This is a genomic window from Oceanospirillum multiglobuliferum, from assembly GCF_900167095.1.
Lineage (GTDB): Bacteria > Pseudomonadota > Gammaproteobacteria > Pseudomonadales > Halomonadaceae > Oceanospirillum > Oceanospirillum multiglobuliferum.
In genome coordinates this window covers 89,440-107,442 of sequence record NZ_FUXG01000002.1, presented here as the reverse complement: position 1 = coordinate 107,442, position 18,003 = coordinate 89,440, and the positions used below count along the sequence as shown (strand labels likewise).

General features: G+C 43.6%; 13 protein-coding genes. 5 read left to right on the top strand and 8 right to left on the bottom strand.

Annotated features, from left to right (window positions below; genetic code table 11):
- Window positions 1–6: 6 nt before the first annotated feature.
- Window positions 7–957, top strand: a complete 951-nt coding sequence (locus B5D26_RS01850; protein WP_078743992.1) for a glutathione S-transferase family protein — start codon at window positions 7–9, stop codon at window positions 955–957.
- Between the two features lie 50 nt (window positions 958–1,007).
- On the opposite strand, the gene B5D26_RS01845 is transcribed toward B5D26_RS01850, so the two are convergent.
- The 5 genes from B5D26_RS01845 to B5D26_RS01825 all read right to left on the bottom strand — a co-directional run bounded on the left by B5D26_RS01845 (window position 1,008) and on the right by B5D26_RS01825 (window position 5,922).
- Window positions 1,008–1,226 (bottom strand): hypothetical protein, encoded by a 219-nt coding sequence (locus tag B5D26_RS01845; protein ID WP_078743991.1) that lies wholly within the window; start codon window positions 1,224–1,226, stop codon window positions 1,008–1,010.
- Between the two features lie 21 nt (window positions 1,227–1,247).
- On the bottom strand, window positions 1,248–1,865 hold the full coding sequence (locus tag B5D26_RS01840) for a 3'-5' exonuclease (RefSeq protein WP_078743990.1): 618 nt from the start codon (window positions 1,863–1,865) through the stop codon (window positions 1,248–1,250).
- A gap of 5 nt (window positions 1,866–1,870) precedes the next feature.
- Window positions 1,871–3,712, bottom strand: a complete 1,842-nt coding sequence (locus tag B5D26_RS01835; RefSeq protein WP_078743989.1) for a putative nucleotidyltransferase substrate binding domain-containing protein — start codon at window positions 3,710–3,712, stop codon at window positions 1,871–1,873.
- A gap of 73 nt (window positions 3,713–3,785) precedes the next feature.
- Window positions 3,786–5,609 (bottom strand): sodium:solute symporter family protein, encoded by a 1,824-nt coding sequence (locus B5D26_RS01830; RefSeq protein WP_078743988.1) that lies wholly within the window; start codon window positions 5,607–5,609, stop codon window positions 3,786–3,788.
- Window positions 5,610–5,667: 58 nt separating this feature from the next.
- Window positions 5,668–5,922, bottom strand: a complete 255-nt coding sequence (locus B5D26_RS01825) for a DUF4212 domain-containing protein (protein ID WP_078743987.1) — start codon at window positions 5,920–5,922, stop codon at window positions 5,668–5,670.
- A 320-nt stretch (window positions 5,923–6,242) separates the two neighbouring features.
- Here B5D26_RS01825 and B5D26_RS01820 point away from each other — a divergent pair, with 320 nt between their 5' ends.
- A complete protein-coding gene (locus tag B5D26_RS01820) occupies window positions 6,243–10,184 on the top strand; it encodes a hybrid sensor histidine kinase/response regulator (RefSeq protein ID WP_078743986.1) in 3,942 nt (1,313 codons plus the stop codon).
- 102 nt (window positions 10,185–10,286) lie between these two features.
- Here the strand turns inward: B5D26_RS01820 and B5D26_RS01815 are convergent, their stop codons facing one another.
- From B5D26_RS01815 to B5D26_RS01805, 3 genes are all read right to left on the bottom strand, one after another.
- Complete coding sequence (locus B5D26_RS01815; RefSeq protein ID WP_078743985.1) at window positions 10,287–10,949, bottom strand: LuxR C-terminal-related transcriptional regulator; 663 nt, start codon at window positions 10,947–10,949, stop codon at window positions 10,287–10,289.
- Window positions 10,950–11,104: 155 nt separating this feature from the next.
- Window positions 11,105–13,054, bottom strand: a complete 1,950-nt coding sequence (acs, locus tag B5D26_RS01810; RefSeq protein WP_078743984.1) for an acetate--CoA ligase — start codon at window positions 13,052–13,054, stop codon at window positions 11,105–11,107.
- 326 nt (window positions 13,055–13,380) lie between these two features.
- On the bottom strand, window positions 13,381–13,947 hold the full coding sequence (locus tag B5D26_RS01805) for a SprT family zinc-dependent metalloprotease (protein ID WP_200810604.1): 567 nt from the start codon (window positions 13,945–13,947) through the stop codon (window positions 13,381–13,383).
- Between the two features lie 135 nt (window positions 13,948–14,082).
- Between B5D26_RS01805 and B5D26_RS01800 the strand changes: the two genes are divergently transcribed.
- From B5D26_RS01800 to gvpU, 3 genes are all read left to right on the top strand, one after another.
- Entirely contained in the window at window positions 14,083–14,736 is a 654-nt protein-coding gene (locus B5D26_RS01800) for a YecA/YgfB family protein (protein WP_078743983.1), read from the top strand.
- A gap of 122 nt (window positions 14,737–14,858) precedes the next feature.
- A complete protein-coding gene (gene plsB / locus B5D26_RS01795) occupies window positions 14,859–17,387 on the top strand; it encodes a glycerol-3-phosphate 1-O-acyltransferase PlsB (protein WP_078743982.1) in 2,529 nt (842 codons plus the stop codon).
- A 90-nt stretch (window positions 17,388–17,477) separates the two neighbouring features.
- Window positions 17,478–17,927 (top strand): gas vesicle accessory protein GvpU, encoded by a 450-nt coding sequence (gvpU, locus tag B5D26_RS01790; RefSeq protein WP_078743981.1) that lies wholly within the window; start codon window positions 17,478–17,480, stop codon window positions 17,925–17,927.
- Window positions 17,928–18,003 lie beyond the last annotated feature (76 nt).

Genomic DNA, 18,003 nt, shown 5'->3' with positions numbered 1-18,003 from the left:
GTGTTTATGGGATTACTTGTTGAAGGGCAGTGGCAAGACCAATGGTATGATACCAGCAAAAGCAGTGGTCGCTTTATACGAGAGTCAGCACAATTTCATGATGCACTGGGAACAGTCTCGTTTCCAGTAGAACCTCATCGCTACCACCTTTACGTTTCCTATGCATGCCCTTGGGCTCATAGAACGCTGATTATGCGTCACCTAAAAGGGTTAGAGCCACTAATAGGGGTGACCAGTGTCATTCCTGAAATGCTAGAGCATGGCTGGGTTTACAACCCTCCTGAGCCTCATTACGGCTATCACTACCACCATCAGCTTTATACACAGCATGATCCACTGTACAGCGGACGAGTCACCGTACCTGTGCTATGGGACACGCAGCAACACTGTATCGTAAACAATGAATCCTCTGAGATCATTCGGCAGTTTAATCGATGCTTTAATGCACTAACTGAAAACCACGAAGACTACTATCCCGCAGCGTTACAAGAAGAGATTGAGCAATGGAATCAGCAGATTTATCACGCTATTAACAATGGCGTCTATCGCTGCGGCTTCGCCACCAGTCAAAGTGCTTATGAAGAGGCCTGTCAGACACTGTTTTCCATGCTCGACCAACTTGAACAGCATTTGAGCCACCATGCCTACTTAACAGGAAACTACTTAACAGAGGCTGATATCCGACTATTTACCACATTGATTCGGTTTGATGCGGTTTACTTCGGCCACTTTAAGTGCAATCAAAAGCAACTCTGTGACTATCCGAATTTATGGGACTATACCAAAAGTATTTATCAGTTTAGGGATATCGCCCAGACCGTACAGTTTGACCAGATTAAAACTCACTATTACTACAGTCATGGGCAAATCAACCCTAGTCGTATTGTGCCCTTAGGCCCTGATCTTTCTGATTTGCAAATACCCGCCAAAAGGCCTCAAGCGAAAGTGATGTGTTGAAGGGGGAGTGGGTGAAAAAAGAGAGGAGGCAATGCCTCCTCAAGGGTAGATCAAGCAAACAGTTGGTTATAGATTCGAATACCAATCCCTATCACCATAATCAGGATCCCAGCCCGACGCACTTTAAACTCAATAGGAATCAGCACCATCTTAGCTGACCAAAAATAGATCAGGGACTTATAATCACCACTTCGCTTAACGTACATCACAACACTTGCGATGTACGTTAATACACCAATAATCAAAATGATATGTTCAAGAATTACCATCTGCTCTCGTACCTTATTGTTTTACAGGGGAATATTTCCTTGCATGGTACGAACATACATCAAAGCGGTGGTAATCGCATCCCCTACAGCAGTATGACGCCCCATAATGGGTACACTTAATTTTTCAGCAATTTTTTCAAAGTGTAAATCTGGCTGTAACTCGGGGTTAGCACGCTGTACTTTTTGTTGATACAGGTGAGAAAGTTCAATCACTTTATTGGGTAGGCTGAACCCATAACGCGGTCGAATGTGGCGATTTAGTACAGCAATATCAAAATCTATGTAGTACCCCATGATAGGCCTATTACCTATAAAATTAAGTAACTCGACCAATGCATCGCCAAGAGCCTCACCACCGTGAAGATCAATTCCTCGGATTTTATGAATCTTTATTGACTCTGCAGTTAAGGTCTCAGGCTTTTGTAATTTGATGTCCAAGCGTTCACTTGTCACCACTTTTTTGCCACGAACCTTTACTGCACCTATTGAAAGAATATCAGCTGACTCTGGGTCTAAGCTTGTCGTTTCAAGATCTAGAGCAATACATTCATCGCCAACATAAGGCTCAAAAATATGCCCATATTCACCTTTACCGTGCTGCCAGCGATCCGCAACTGTTCTTATTGTTTTAAGGACCATATAGCTCACCTCTCCAGTCGATAACGATTAGATAGTCTCGATTTAAAATCTTTTACTACATGAAGTGCATCTCTGAAAAACTCTTTGTCCAGCTTCGTCATATCGGAAATAAAGATATGATTAGCATCCTCTGCTTCTGACCCTTCTGCAAGGGTCTTGAGCTGTTGTTTCAAACGTAATGAAACAAAAAGTCCCAAAGCTTCACTTAAGTTTTCTGCAAAGCTCTTTTTTAACACCTTTTTCTCGACTAGTGCATTGATACGATCAAAGGTATTCGTCGCTTTAATGCGATTTTCCAGTGCCATTGTTCTGATACCGTGCACAATTGGGAAAATGCCACCTTTCTTAATATCAATCCCTTTACTCGAGTCTTTGATACTGCCAAACATTGTGAGTGGTGTACTAAAGCGCATAATCGGAGAAGCAAAGTAAGAATAAAACACATCATTACCCGCCAAGTGCGCAAACATAAAATCACGCACCTTTTTGAACATGCCACGATCACCTGCAATCACATGGGCATCCGCAAAAATCGCTAGATTCATCTGCGCCTCACCATTGGTCGTATTAGCCCACTCAACCAACTGATGCTTCCACTGTGTTTCAGTCAATACCCACATTGGGTTAGAAACCATAATATTGCCGGGACATAGGGGGTAACCAAAAGATACTAAGGTGTCTGTGATTTGCTGTAACACCTTTTGGCGGTCAGGCCACACTAAATCATCACTTAAAATAATGGCATTATCTTGATCTGTTTTTAAAACCTGCTCACCACGCCCCTCACTACCCAGTACCAACATACACACTTTATGCCGCACTTCTTCGGGAATTAGGAAGTCGAACACTTTGCCAATAATCCGCGCATTCAAAGCGGCTAGAAGATCCATCGCAAAGTTAATTTTCACACCATGAGACACCAGAGAGCGTACTAGGTCATTTAACCCATTGGCCGCTCTGGCCAATTCTTTCAAATTACTGGCTTTCTCAATCTGTAAACCAATAACGTGCGACTGGTTAGAGAAGAAACTTAAAACATCAACCAGCTCAACAACTCCATGTAGCCTCTGTTGTTCATCCTGCACAACGACTCGCTCAATTTTATGGCGCGTCATCAGAACCAGTGCATTAAATAAAAAGTCACCCGGCGCTACGGTTAACAGTTTGTAGTGCGCCAAGTCTGCGATATTGCTACCTAAGGTCAAACCTTTCAGTACAACCGCATCAAGTAAATCTGTTTTGGTGATCATGCCATATTGGCCATCACGGTCGACTAACAGGCTGTCAGCATGATGATCTTTTAAAGCTTGAGTCGCTTCTTTTATTGTTGAGCCCGAAGCAAGCACCAAGGGTTGACGCATACAAGTTTCGTCAATTTGCGCCAACATAAATGTGGATGAGTCATAATCAGAGTCTGATTGTCGGCTCAAAAGGTGTCGCGTTTTTTCTGCCAAAGTTCGCTTAAAGAAAGCAGAGAAGTCTTCATTCTGTTCAATTAGAGTCAGAAAGGTCGCCTTAGGAATTAGATAACTGATCGTTTCCTCAAGCGCTGTAAAAGTATGTCGACTGCTGCCATTTATGATAGTGATCGCCCCGAAAAGCTCTTCATTATCATAATGGGCAACAAAACCTTCATCCTCCTCCTCAAAGTTTCCACTGAAGTGGTCATCGGTTTCTGCCACATCACCTTTCAATATTACATACACATAATCTGAAGGTTGACCTGCCTCCAGAATCACCTCTTTTTTATCGAAATATCCTATATCAAGGCTATCTCTCAAGAGTTTTTTCTGGTTCTCAGTCAAAAGATTAAAGGGAGCATGTTCAGTGTTGAAAGAGGTCGGCATTGCGGAATTCCTTTTTGGGGATAGGAACGAAGGAAGGTTGAGTGTCGGCATCCCGCCGACACTCAGTACTACATTAGTGGTCTTGAGCCACACCTGCACCACGTGGGATACGAATATCTTCCACGATTGCTTGAATTTCAGCTGGTGGTGGTGGAGTCATGTTAGACACAACAAATGCTACCGCAAAGTTCAGCAACATACCTACAGTACCAAAACCTTCTGCAGAGATACCTAGGAACCACTGATCTTTAGTACCGCCCATGAACTTAAAGTACACAATGTAAGCCATAGTTGTAGTTAGACCCACAACCATACCTGCAATCGCACCCTCTTTGTTCATACGCTTAGAGAAGATACCCATCAGAATCGCTGGGAAGAACGATGCCGCTGCTAGACCGAAGGCCAGTGCAACAATCGCCGCCACATATCCTGGTGGATTCAGACCAAAGTAACCTGCTACACAGATCGCAGCAACAGACGCCAGACGTGCAGCCAACAGCTCTTGCTTCTCACCAATATCAGGCTTCAGAGTTTTCTTCAGCAAGTCGTGAGAGATTGCTGTAGAGATTACCAACAGAAGACCAGCCGCAGTTGACAGTGCCGCAGCAACCGCACCCGCTGCTACTAAAGCGATAACCCAGTCTGGTAGTGCCGCAATCTCAGGGTTCGCAAGAACCATGATGTCACGGTCTACGAATACTTCGTTAGCGAATGGCTGCTTGCTTGCGTCGAACTCACCGCTGCTTGGGTTTGTTACAAGACGCTGCTTTAGTTCTTCACCACGGTTTTCACCATCAAAAGCTGGCTTGCCTTTGAATGCGCTACCCGCTGCATACTGTACTTTTCCGTCACCATTGTGGTCATACCATGCTAGCAGACCAGAGGTCTCCCAGTTTTTGAACCACTTTGGCATTTGAGCATATGGTGTACCTTGACCATCAACACCGTTAATAGTGTTAATCAGATTCAGACGACCTACTGCACCTACTGCAGGAACCGCAGTGTACAGAATTGCGATGAACAGCAGTGCCCAACCAGCAGAAGAACGCGCATCTTTTACAGTTGGTACTGTGAAGAAACGTACGATTACGTGAGGAAGACCTGCAGTACCTGCCATTAGAGCAGCAGTAATGAAGAACATATCAATAGTGGTCTTAGTACCAGTGGTATACTCATGGAAACCAAGATCACGTACTACTTCATCTAGCACCACTAGTACAGGCTTGTCAGCCCATGCAGGGTTAACAGAGTCTAGCACCGTCGCACCCAAACCAGTTTGTGGCAGAATGTGACCAGTGATGTTCATTACAAGGAAAACTGCAGGAACAGTGTATGCAAAAATCAATACACAGTACTGAGCAACCTGAGTGTAAGTAATACCCTTCATACCACCCATAACAGCGTAGAAGAATACAATTACCATACCGATCAATACACCAGTATCAATATCTACGTGTAGGAAACGTGAGAACACGATACCAGTACCACGCATTTGACCTGCGATATAGGTGAAAGAGATGAAGATTACACAGATCACCGCAATTGTACGTGCAGTGCTTGAGTAATAACGGTCACCGATGAAATCAGGTACCGTGAACTTACCGAACTTACGTAGGTATGGTGCCAGCAGCATCGCCAACATTACATAACCACCAGTCCAGCCCATCAAGAAGCCAGATGCATCATAGCCAGCAAATGAAACAATACCAGCTAGAGAGATGAACGATGCAGCAGACATCCAGTCAGCAGCGGTAGCCATACCGTTTGCTACTGGATTTACACCACCACCCGCGACGTAGAACTCTTTTGTAGAGCCGGCGCGAGCCCAGATAGCGATACCAATGTAGAGTGCAAAGGATGCCCCTACAAAAAGGTAGGTTAAGACGTCAAGGCTCATAATTAAGCACTTCCTCTATTATTTTAGACTTATTATTGTTATCAACACACAGTACAATTTATTCGTGTACATCATACTTCTGGTCTAATGCCGACATACTGCGTGCATAAAGAACTAGAAGTAATAAGAACACATAAATCGAACCTTGCTGTGCAAACCAGAAACCTAGTTTGAAACCAAAGAGATGTATGCTGTTTAAGGCGTCGACAAATAAAATGCCGCAACCATAAGAAACAACGAACCAGATCGCCAGATAACGGAGAATCAGGCCGATATTTTCTTTCCAGTAAGCTATTGCTTGTTCTTCTTTCATGGATCTACCCTAATTTGTTGTTATTTACTGCATCTACTGCATGGATGACCACAGGTTGAATTTAACAAAGCCCACCTCTATTAAAACCATTACTTTAGTCTTAAATGCAGAGCAGCATTTTTTATGCAGACCTTAAAACCCAATAAAAAATCAATAAAATCAAAGAATTAAAGGAAAAATTGATTAAGCCTATTTTTTTGCGTCTTTGACCTTTTGACTAGACAGTCAGGTACTTATTTTCGCATCTTTAGCCTTGATGCTATTGAGTTAGTGGAAGACAATGAGGAATCTTTTTTGATTTAATTCAGGAATTTACATTTATGTTCCAAGGTTGGGTGCTCGTTGCCATTTCTCTGGTCTACATTGCAGTCCTGTTTTCAATCGCATGGTGGGGTGACAATAGAGCCAAAAAACAGGTGTCGTCACATCAAAAAAAGCACCCCTATATTTATAGTCTAGCGCTGGCGGTTTACTGCACATCATGGAGTTTTTACGGTACTGTTGGACAGGCTACACACAGTAGCTGGATTTACTTAAGTATCTTTCTCGGCCCTATTATTATGTATCTCGTTTTTTCAGGGCTTATTCGTAAAATTATTAGAGTCAGTAAAAAACAAAATATTACTTCTATAGCCGACTTTATTGCTTCTCGCTATGGCAAAACACAGGGGCTTGCCGTATTAGTCACACTGATCGCCCTAGTCGGCACATTACCTTATATCGCACTACAACTTAAAGCCGTTGCGATGTCCTATAACGTCATTACCACATACCCAGACCCAATGGTGCAAAAATCTGTCAGTCTGTTTACTGATACTGCTTTTTACGTAGCGATCATGATGGCTATATTTGCAATATTTTTTGGTACTCGACACATTGATGCAACTGAACACCATCAAGGTTTGGTACTAGCTATTGCATTTGAGTCAATAGTGAAACTTATCGCATTTATGACTGTTGGGGCGTATATCACTTACGGCATGTTTAATGGTTTTAATGATTTATTGACTCATGCCCGCTACTACTTAGAAATTGAAAAAGAGCTGAGCACAGACCCTATAAACAACGGTTTTATTGCTCAAACAATTTTGGCCATGCTGGCAATACTTTGTTTACCCAGACAATTTCATATGGCAGTGGTTGAAAACACTCATGTTGATGATTCTAGAACTGCTCGTTGGGTTTTTCCGAGCTATCTATTTGCAATTTCATTCTTTGTCCTGCCTATTGCTGCCGCTGGCTTATTAATTTTCCCAGATGGCACTGTTGAACCCGATACCTTCGTACTGACATTACCAATGGCGGCTCAGGAAAGTGTTTTAACTTTATTAGCCTTTCTTGGTGGCTTTTCCGCTGCAACTAGCATGGTCATTCTGGCAACTATCGCCATTAGTATCATGGTGTCAAACGACATCGTTATTCCCTTGTTACTGAAGTTTCGTTGGAGTGGTAATACTTCTCATCATGACTTCGGGCAGATGGTATTACATATTCGACGCATTACTATTATTTGCATTCTGGCGCTAGCGTATCTGAGCTACCAAGTATTGGCTGAGTTCAACTCACTGGCAGCAACAGGATTACTTTCCTTTGCTGCTGTCGCACAATTTGGGCCAGCATTAATCGGCGGTATGTATTGGAAGCGCGGCAACCGTTACGGTGCTCTAGCGGGTATGAGTGTAGGCTTTATTATTTGGGCATATTCCCTATTGCTCCCAAGTATTGGCAATGCGGGGTGGGTAGACCCTTACATTGTGGCTGAAGGCCCATTTAATATTTACTGGCTGAAGCCTGATGCTTTATTTGGTGTTCAGTTAGATTATTTGACTCATGGCGTTTTGTTCAGTTTGGGTTTCAACCTCTTTTTCTATGTGGCTGTCTCTAATCTTACCAAGCAAAGGGTCATTGATCGTATTCAAGCTTCTGCTTTTATTGATAGTATCGACACTCGCAATACTAAAACGGCTCGCCCTTGGTTAGGCTCTACCTCAGTTGGAGACTTAATGGCGTTGTGTGAACGTTTTTTAGGTCCCGAATCTGTAGATAAAGCTTTTGCAGATTATTTTTCACGTCAAAACCAAACCAGCTTCAAACCTGATGACCGTGCCAGCATTGAGGTCATCCAGTTTACAGAGCGCCTTTTAGCTGGTGTTCTAGGTGCATCTTCAGCACGAATCGTGACGAACTCAGCATTACAAGGTAAAGAAATTCAAATCAGCGATGTAATCTCAATTGTTGATGAAGCCTCTCAAGTACTCGAGTTCAACAGAGCACTATTACAAGCCACCATAGAAAATATTAGCCAAGGTATATCCGTGGTGGATCATAATTTAAGACTTGTGGTTTGGAACCAGCATTATTTAGATCTATTTAATTTTCCCGACAATATGATCCGAGTAGGCGAGCCTATAGAAAATATTTTCCGATTTAATGCTCAGACAGGAGAGTATGGTTTAGGGAATCCGGAGGAACAAGTACAGCAATTATTGGATAATATTCGTCAAGGCGAGCCTCATCGCTATATCCGTTACCGCCGTGATGGCACTGTTCTAGATGTACAAGGCAACCCTATGCCTGGCGGTGGTTTTGTTTATACTTATCAAGATATTACTCAACAAAAGCAAACAGAAGAAGCCCTAATACAGAGCGAAAACAACATCCGTATTTATACTGATAATGTACCCGCCTTAATTGCCTATTTTGATATTGAACTACGCTATTTATTTACTAACAAGGCCTATGAAGAGGCAATGCATGTAGACCGTAATGCTATTATTGGTCAACCTATGTATAAGGTATTGACGCTCAGTCAATATGAGGCCAGAAAACCTTATATCGACATAGTACTGCAAGGTCAGCGCGCTGTTTTCGAGCTAGAACACAGTACCAATCAAAAGCAAGTGCGTTATGGTTTAGTCACCTACACACCTCACCGTAATGATAAAAATGAGATTTTAGGCTTCTTTGCACTATATCAAGATATTACCGAGCGTCGTAAAGCAGAGATCGCCCTAAAAGAAACCAATGAAACACTTGAAGAGCGTGTCAAAGATCGCACCCAAGAGCTTTCTGATCTAAACCAAGATCTAATGCAAGCCAAGCAGGTAGCAGAGCTAGCCAACGCTTCTAAAACAAGGTTCTTAGCAGCAGCTTCACATGATTTACTACAACCATTAAATGCCGCTCGCTTATTCACGTCGGCTCTGGCGCATCAAGTTAAAAATGACAATGCGGATCAGTACCGTATGATCAAAAATATTGACGGTTCACTTAAAGCAGCCGAAGAACTACTCAGCACTCTGCTTGATATCTCCAAACTTGATGCGGGGGCATTGTTGCCCAATATTAGTACTTTCCGACTAGATACTATTCTCAAACCATTAGCTGCTGAGTTTGGCGTAATGGCCAGTAATCGAGGGTTACACTTTGATTCAGTCAAAACAGCATCTGTTGTCAAAAGCGATGCCCAGATGCTACGTCGAATCATCCAAAATTTTCTATCCAATGCTGCACGCTATACACAACATGGGAAAATTTTGCTGGGCTGCCGACGTATGAAAAATGCAATACGTATTGAGGTATGGGATACAGGCCCTGGTATTCCGGCAGAAAAACTCTCTGAAATTTTCCAAGAGTTTAAACGACTGGATCATCCTGAACGCCATAATAAAGAGAGCGAGAAAGGGCTTGGCCTAGGCTTGTCTATTGCTGACCGTATGGGGCGAGTACTCAACCACCCAATCAAAGTGCGCTCTTGGCCAGGGCAAGGGACAGTATTTAGCGTTGAAGTTGCACTAGGCGATAGTGCGGACCTGAAGCCTGAGATAACCCAAGATAGCGTGCAAGGCTTGGCCAGTCAGCGTAATAATCCGCTAGCTGGATTGCATGTGCTATGTATTGATAATGAACCATTAATTCTAGAGGGTATGGAGGCAATGCTCAGCAATTGGCAATGCCGCGTTAGCAAAGCTACAACCATCGGTGGTGCCAAATCAGTCATACGCAACAGTGGTCGACCAGATATAGTGTTAGCAGATTATCATTTAGATAATGACGTAACGGGCATGATGGCGCTGTCAGCATTGAATGAACTATTCGATGAGCCTTTACCCGCTATTCTAATCACAGCAGACCGAACAGAAGAGGTAGCCGAATCTATTAAAAGCGAAGGTTATACCTTGCTGCATAAACCTCTCAAACCTGCCCCTTTACGGGCAATGGCAACACGCGTGCTAAAGAGCCATAAAGTGAAACACAGCTAAGCATATTGTGTTTTATTATGATGACTCTTTTTACTTAATCAACAGGCACAAAAAAACCTGATAAGCATCAGGTTTTTTCATATACATAACCTTTAAATAAGGTTATTCGCCCACTTTAGGCGGTTCAATTTCAAGCTGTTTAGCTGCAATTACAGCTTGAGTACGACTGTGTACACCTAGCTTACGTAAAATTGCAGTCACGTGCGCTTTAATCGTCGCTTCAGATACATTCAGCTCATAAGCGATTTGTTTGTTAAGCAAACCTTCGATGAGCATATTTAAAACACGGAATTGTTGTGGTGTTAGAGTAGAGAGCGCCTCAGCAAATTTAGCTTCTTCTTCGCTAATATCACTTAGGTTATCTGCAATTTCTGGTGGTAACCAAACAGCACCTTCCAGCACCTCACCAATTGCAGTTGCAATGGTGTCAAGGGAAGAGGACTTCGGGATAAAACCAGAGGAGCCAAAGTCGATGGCTCGCCGAATCACCAATGGCTCTTCAGAACCTGAGACCACAATCACAGGTATGCCTGGACATTGGCCGCGCAGGAACACTAATCCGGAAAAACCGTGTGCACCGGGCATATGTAAGTCAAGTAAAATCAGGTCTGCATCGGGGTGATTAGCTGATGCTATCTGTACGGCTTCCATAGAGTCGGCTTCAACGATCTGAGCCTCTGGAACCACCTGTTTTACCGCCTGTTGTAACGCTGCACGAAACAAAGGGTGATCGTCAGCAATAATGATCTTCTGGGCTAGTGCCATTAATCTCCTCCAACTCCCTGCTAATATTATAATTTTTTGGCTATTCTTCTTTCGATCAATAGTACCCTATCGAAGTTTTATTTGCCTGCTTTGACTACAAAAAAAAACTCCCATGTGACAAGCACACAGGAGTTCTTTTAATCCGACCTCACCGATTAGCGGTTCAGACGCTCATCAATCAGGCTATCCACCACAGATGGATCTGCCAATGTTGAAGTATCACCTAGACCATCGCACTCATTTGCCGCAATCTTGCGCAGAATACGACGCATGATTTTACCCGAACGAGTTTTTGGCAAGCCTGAAGAGAACTGAATTAGATCTGGTGTTGCAATTGGGCCAATCTCTTTACGAACCCATTTCACCAGTTCTTTACGCAGATCATCACTTGCCTCCACACCTTCATTTAGCGTCAGGTAGATATAGATGCCCTGACCTTTAATGTCATGTGGATAACCCACTACAGCAGCTTCTGCTACATCTTTATGTGCAACCATCGCACTTTCGATTTCGGCAGTGCCCATGCGGTGACCTGACACGTTGATCACGTCATCCACACGACCTGTAATCCAGTAGTAGCCGTCTTCATCACGACGTGCACCGTCGCCTGTGAAGTAAGAGCCTAGGTAAGTGCTGAAGTAAGTCTGAACAAAGCGCTCATGATCACCCCAGATAGAGCGCGCCTGACCCGGCCAGCTGTCTTTCAGAATCAGGTTACCTTCAGTGGCGCCCTCTAGCTCTTTACCTTCTGCATCAACCAATGCTGGCTGAACACCAAAGAACGGAAGTGTTGCTGAACCCGGCTTCAGATCAGTTGCACCTGGCAGTGGTGTGATCAAAATACCGCCAGTTTCAGTCTGCCACCAAGTATCTACGATTGGACACTGACCGTTACCGATATTCTTGTGGTACCACTCCCAAGCTTCTGGGTTGATTGGCTCACCTACAGAACCTAACAGACGCAGAGAATCACGCTTGGTGTTACCCATCACGTCATTGCCTTGCGCCATCAACGCACGTACTGCGGTAGGTGCAGTGTACAGAATGTTAACTTGGTGCTTATCAACCACATCACCGAATCGGCTATGCGTTGGGTATGAAGGCACACCTTCAAACATCAGCGTGGTCGCGCCATTCGCCAATGGTCCGTAAATGATGTAGCTGTGGCCAGTAATCCAGCCTACGTCAGCAGTACACCAGTAAATATCACCTTCTTGGTAGTCAAATACATACTGATGCGTCATAGACGCATATACCATATAACCACCTGTGGTGTGCTTCAGACCTTTTGGCGCACCAGTTGAACCTGATGTGTACAGAATAAACAGTGGGTCTTCTGCTTTCATCTCTTCTGGCGCACATACGTCAGAAGCAGGCTCTGTAATCTCATGGAACCAAACATCACGGTGATCATGCCATGCGATATCACCGCCTGTGCACTTAACCACAATCACACGCTCAACCGTCTTAACATCTGGATGAGTCAGTGCTTCGTCTACGTTCTCTTTTAGAGGAACAGCTTTACCACCACGACGACCTTGGTCTGCAGTGATCACAATACGAGAATCAGAGTTTACAATACGGCCTGCAATTGCATCTGGAGAGAAACCACCAAACACAACAGAGTGCACAGCACCAATACGTGCGCAAGCCAAGATGGCAACTGCAGCCTCAGGAATCATTGGCATGTAGATAGTCACTACATCGCCTTTACGTACACCTTGCTCTTTTAAAGCATTCGAAAACTTACATACACGGGTATATAGGTCACGATAAGTGATTTTTTCGTCTTGCTCTGGGTTATCACCTTCCCAAATAATCGCCACTTGGTCGCCACGGGTTTCTAGGTGACGATCAAGACAGTTGGCGCTCGCGTTTAACGTGCCGTTTTCAAACCATTTGATATCAACATTATGGTTATCAAAGCTTACATTCTTTACTTTTGAATAAGGTTTGATCCAGTCAATGCGCTTGCCTTGCTCACTCCAAAAACCTTCCGGGTCTTGAACTGACTGATCGTACATCGCCTGATATTGCTCTTTGTTAATCAGAGCTTTTGCCGAAAATTCAGCCTGTACCGGATACACTTTTTGTTGTTCGCTCATCTATTTTGCCTCTGTGCCTTTGAGGGAAAAAAACCCTGGGCGCTTTATTTTTATGATGCTGAGGTTTTAAAAATAACCTCACCCAGAGCACATATTCGATGCAAAGTTATACTGGTCAGAAGCGATAGAAAACATTAGACCTTGGTAGCAGTAATTTACCCTTTAAAATCAATAACTTACAAATCAAAGATGAGTTTATGACCAATCAGACAGGTTCAGTTTTCATATCTCGCATACGCACAATATTTCCCCATTAGACTTTCGGGTCATATTTATACAGTCCAGCCTTATACCTATGGATAAGCGTTATAAAAATAAAAACTAAGTCATAAAGATTTTTTATAAGCGAATACTAAAGACTGTCGACAATATTTGCATAAATAACTAACGCCTTGAGCAACCTTATTATGGCGACGAATTGTAAGGTGATGCTCTCTTTCAACACAGCCACAACGATAAGTGTATTGTTGATTAGCGCTTTTACTTACGTCGTATTGATGAGTTGTTTTAGCTGGCACACCTAACACCTGCTCCATCACCCAAGTCCACTCTTTACCATGAGGCCGGATTCGACGTCCAAACTCTCGAAAAGCAATAAGATGAGCAAGCTCATGAGGTACTACATTCAGCATAAAGTGTTCATAGTTTTCACTTAATAACTGCAAATTAAAACGCACTCGCCAAACTTGTAGATAAGCTTGCCCTGCACAACGACCACGTAAGCTAAGGTCAAGCTCCGGCATTGGAAAGTTTTTCAATAAATGCTGTTCTGCCTTGGCTAACCAGAACATCATGACATAGCGCAAAGCTATTGCAGCCTCAGCAGGATCACGAGGATTAATACACTTAGGGATAGACAATTCTTGTGAAAACAATGGCAAAGTCGCAGGCACTATCAACCTCCATTAAAATTAAAGTTTTCGATTTTACACAAGATCTAGCTTCAGGGCTGCCGTGTTCCCCCTGTTGTCGCTACAATAGTGCTTTGCACCGATTTTATTACTTGCTTATCGCATAACGAGGCACCCATGACGGAAGAATCAATCCCAGTACCTGTGATTGCAGAAGATGCTCTAGACCAGCTCTACACATACTTGGAGTCTGACCTAGTAGATCCAGAAGCCCTTGATATTATCGGGTTGCATGGTTTCATGATTGCGTTAGCCATTTGCCCTGAAGAAGTACCCACTCAAGAGTGGTTACCTGTTGTGTTTAACGGTATACCAAAGTTTGATGAAAGCCTTTCTGAACAGCAGGTTATCACTTGGTTAGAGGCGATGTTGGCGGAAACTCGCACAGCACTCTATCGAGGTCAAACCATTGAGCTGCCCTTTGAGCCGATGATTGACGAAGAAGAGCCTTTAGACGACAGCGATGTCAGCGCGTGGTGTGCCGGCTTTATGGAAGCGGTAATGCTGCGCGAAGAGACTTGGTTTAGCGACAATGAGCAAGAGGTTGCGGAGCTGTTACTGCCTTTTATGGCGATCTCCTGTTTATTCCCTGATGAAGAACTAGATGATTTAGTCTCTGATTTAGACACTGTTAACCGCCTTGCAGAACAGTTACAAGAGCTGCTGGTTGATCTTTACCTACTATTTCACGCACCAGCAGAAAAACCAGCGCCTTTCAGTAAGACGGCTACGGCAAAGAAAGGCAACCGACGCAGCGGTAAGCGTCGATAAGCATTCGATATAAAGCATTTTCAAAAAATAGCTCTGTGGAAATACTCACGGAGCTGCTAATTTCTTTCAATATTGATATAAGCCGCTGCTTGTTTAAGCCTTAGTTTTCAGGAAATTGCTTCATGATGCGCCCTGCACGCTCAGCTACCCCTTTACCCCGCATAATTAGCACTGCTCTGAAGGTGTTTTTAAGTCTTTTGGAATGGGTGTTAATGCGCTTAGTTCGTGTGCGCTATCAAGGTAAGCCACCTAGCATCAAGGCCGATGACACAAACCCTGTAAAATACTGCTATGTGCTCCCAGAAAATGCGCTGAGCGATCAGTTACTCGTCAATCACCTGTCTCGCGCACTAAAGCTACCGCCCGCTGATCAAGCTATAACAGAAAATAAGCATTGGTTTGGTATTCAAGAACAGTCCGCCTTAATCACCCTACATCGCAGCCAAAGTCGATTCTCAGCCCGTACGGACCGTCAAGTATCACCGCGTTTAATTCGGTTAACTGCACATTTATTAGAGCACCCAGAGCAGGACTTACACTGTATCCCTGTTACAATTTTTTGGGGGCGAGCACCAGGACAAACACAAAGTAAACTGCATCAGCAGTGGCTTAGCACAGGACCTCAAGGGCGCATGACTCAAATGTTAAGTCGCCTTTGGCATATTCTCTGGTATGGCCGAGATACCCTAGTACATTTTGCAGAGCCTGTTTCATTGCAAGGCTTAATTGCCAGTAGTCCAGTGAATACCAGCTTAAATCGTCATGTACGAAAAACTGCTCGCTTAATGCGAGTACATTTTCAACAGATTCGAAAAGGTGTTGCAGGCCCAGAGCTAACCGATCGAAACCAACTTTTACACGCGCTGACACGCAGCCCAAGAGTAAAAGCAGCCATTTTAAAACAAGTACAAACAGACAAAAAAAACCAGGCACAGCTTGAAGCTAAAGCGCATCAATATGCCGATGAAATCGTTGCCAATGTATCTTACAGCACTCAACAAATATTTGACCGTTTACTAAGCTGGCTCTGGAATAAGCTTTACGATGGCATCAGCATTCATAATATCGAGCCGGTACAAGAAGCGGCTAAGAATAGCACCTTGGTATACGTGCCTTGTCATCGTAGTCACATTGATTATTTGCTGCTTTCCTATGCGCTTTATCAACATAACTTAGTACCACCTCATGTGGCGGCAGGCATCAACTTAAATCTACCTATTGTTGGTAGATTACTGCGTCGTGGGGGCGCTTTCTTCTTACGGCGCAGTTTTAAAGATAATCCCCTTTATGCCGCCGTGTTTGCTGAGTACTACTTCTACTTACTCAATAAAGGCTATGCCACAGAGTATTTTGTAGAAGGGGGGCGTAGTCGTACAGGCCGCACTCTTGCACCCAAAGCCGGTATGCTGTCGCTAACCATTCAGGGCTTCTTACGCAATCCTCATCGGCAGATTAAGTTAGTTCCGGTTTATATTGGATACGAGAAAGTAATCGAAGCTGGTACTTACCTAGGTGAGCTACGAGGACAAAAAAAGAAGAGCGAGTCGATTGTAGGCTTAATACGTGCAATGAAGGCGTTGAAAGAACCTTTTGGTAAAGTCTCTTTAGCCTTTGGTGAACCTATCAATCTTGCTGATACATTATCAGCACAAATTTCGGATACAGGATGGAATCAAGCTGGTATTTCAACAGAAAAACCAGAATGGTTGTCACAAGCTGTCAATCAACTAGCTGAGCAGGTGGCCGTTGGTATTAATCAAGCAGCAACCCTAAACAGCGTTAACCTATCAGCACTGGCACTACTGACCTCTCGCAGTCATACCTTAGAAGAAAGTAGCTTGAAGCAGTTTATACAGCTCTGCATAACACTACAGCAGGATCTAAACCCTCAAAGTGCTAAGACTGTACAAAGCACAGACGCCTTAATTCAAGAAGTTGAACAGTTAGGCTTACTCAATCGAATTCCCCATCAGTATGGTGATCTGCTTCAACTTACTGGTGAGAACGCCCTGTTAATGACGTGGTATCGCAACAATATATTACATTTATTTGCGCTACCCTCGTTAATTGCTTTTTGTTTTAGCCAGCAGCCAAGGTATCACCGAGGCCAATTGCAGCAATTAATTTCAGTGCTGTACCCATTAATTCAAAAAGAACTTTACTTGTCTTGGCCAATGGCCTCATTAGCAGAGCAAGTTGATCGTTACCTGAACTGGTTTATCCGCCATGAACTACTCATTGCAGATGGCGAGCATCTGACCTGTGCGAGTACTTATCAAACTCAAGGCCGATTGTTACAAATGTTATCCAAACCAATTCAAGCGAGTATGGAACGCTGCTACTTGATGGTGGCGTTGTTGCTGCATCATGGCAGTGGCCAGCTTAGTACCTCAACATTAGAACAACTCTGCCAGAATCTTGCCCAGCGCTTAACTATTTTGCATGGTTTAAATGCACCAGAGTATTTTCACTCACCTTTGTTCCAGCAATTAATCAAAGTACTATATGAGCTGAACTACTTAAAAACCGATCAAAATCAAAAGCTCAGCTTCGATCAAAGGTTAGAATTATTGGCAGTACAGTGCCGTGGGCTATTTGATCCAGCCATTCGACACAGTATTCGGCAGTTAACACAGATAAAAACCACATGAGCGATTTTTTATTGAGATGACTGTGGTAGCATCTGGCACAACGGATAGATTGTAAGACCATCATTATTCAGGCTGATTCAGGAGAGCCATATGAGTAACGCAGTTTCAAACACAGCTCCACAAAAAGACTGGTTTTTAGAAAGTCTAGTCTCCACGGTAAACAACACTGGCATCGAAATTGGCATCACTTTACAGATGGATGGCTTTTTGGTTTCAGGTTACATCGTCAATGGCGGTAAGTATTTTGATGGTTTCTCTAATGAGTTTATCGGCGAAACCGCAGTTCATTTTGGCAATGACGAAGCACTGAAAACAATCCAGGAAGCTTTCGGTAAATATGCTGAAATGTACAAACCAAAAAATGCAGAGGAAAGCAGCACCGACACGGCAAACTATATCCACTTAGAAGGTGCACGTTTCTTCAATACAGCAGGTGCTCCAATTCCAAACAACCGTGGCATGTGGTGGCGTGGCCGTATTGCTGAGGTGAATGGCTTTATCTTAGGTACGCTTGACGTTACCGAAGTACCAGACGCTTAATTAAGCTAACGATGAAAAGTTAGACCTGCAATACGTTAAAAGCCCGATAAACTTATCGGGCTTTTAAGTAAATAGA

Coding starts and splice junctions, on each gene's coding strand:
- B5D26_RS01850 (WP_078743992.1), top strand. CDS start 7: ATGGGATTACTTGTTGAAGGGCAGTGGCAAGACCAATGGTATGATACC.
- B5D26_RS01845 (WP_078743991.1), bottom strand. CDS start 1,226: ATGGTAATTCTTGAACATATCATTTTGATTATTGGTGTATTAACGTAC.
- B5D26_RS01840 (WP_078743990.1), bottom strand. CDS start 1,865: ATGGTCCTTAAAACAATAAGAACAGTTGCGGATCGCTGGCAGCACGGT.
- B5D26_RS01835 (WP_078743989.1), bottom strand. CDS start 3,712: ATGCCGACCTCTTTCAACACTGAACATGCTCCCTTTAATCTTTTGACT.
- B5D26_RS01830 (WP_078743988.1), bottom strand. CDS start 5,609: ATGAGCCTTGACGTCTTAACCTACCTTTTTGTAGGGGCATCCTTTGCA.
- B5D26_RS01825 (WP_078743987.1), bottom strand. CDS start 5,922: ATGAAAGAAGAACAAGCAATAGCTTACTGGAAAGAAAATATCGGCCTG.
- B5D26_RS01820 (WP_078743986.1), top strand. CDS start 6,243: ATGTTCCAAGGTTGGGTGCTCGTTGCCATTTCTCTGGTCTACATTGCA.
- B5D26_RS01815 (WP_078743985.1), bottom strand. CDS start 10,949: ATGGCACTAGCCCAGAAGATCATTATTGCTGACGATCACCCTTTGTTT.
- acs (WP_078743984.1), bottom strand. CDS start 13,054: ATGAGCGAACAACAAAAAGTGTATCCGGTACAGGCTGAATTTTCGGCA.
- B5D26_RS01800 (WP_078743983.1), top strand. CDS start 14,083: ATGACGGAAGAATCAATCCCAGTACCTGTGATTGCAGAAGATGCTCTA.
- plsB (WP_078743982.1), top strand. CDS start 14,859: ATGATGCGCCCTGCACGCTCAGCTACCCCTTTACCCCGCATAATTAGC.
- gvpU (WP_078743981.1), top strand. CDS start 17,478: ATGAGTAACGCAGTTTCAAACACAGCTCCACAAAAAGACTGGTTTTTA.